General features: G+C 39.5%; 2 protein-coding genes. Both read left to right on the top strand.

The features are described 5' to 3' along the window. On the top strand, window positions 1-181 hold a 181-nt coding region (locus ACTJLE_RS06630), incomplete at its 5' end, for a type II toxin-antitoxin system RelE/ParE family toxin (protein WP_481267923.1). Further along, the coding region (locus ACTJLE_RS06625) for an addiction module antidote protein (RefSeq protein ID WP_473417295.1) at window positions 175-423 on the top strand (249 nt) is incomplete at its 3' end. The genes ACTJLE_RS06630 and ACTJLE_RS06625, both read left to right, overlap by 7 nt.

The raw sequence follows: 423 nt of genomic DNA, 5'->3' as shown, positions 1-423 counted from the left end.
ATATTGCAATGATATTGGTGAACTGCGTTTCACTTTTGGACCAGGATATCGTGTGTATTTTGCGCAAAAAGGCTCAAAACTAATGCTGTTACTCGCTGGTGGAGATAAAAGTAGTCAAAGTAAAGATATTAAACAAGCAAAGATACTCCTTGCACAGTTAATTGAGGAGAAGAAATGGTAAATATAAGTAAATGGGATGCGAGTGAGTATCTTGAGAACGATGATGATATTATTGCATATCTCAATGCAGCAGCAGAACTCAATGATCCTCGCTTGTTGCAAGCTGCTATAGGCGATATTGCAAAAGCTCGAAGAATGAAAGAAATTGCTCAAAAAGCCGAGGTTGGAAGGGAAAGCCTTTACAAAAGCTTAAGACGAGACGGCAATCCCAGCTTCCAAACTATTGCGAAGGTTGTTCAAGCA

The sequence above is a fragment of the Gardnerella sp. CCPDSM genome, assembly GCF_056754715.1.
This window is presented reverse-complemented; position numbering and strand designations above follow the sequence as displayed.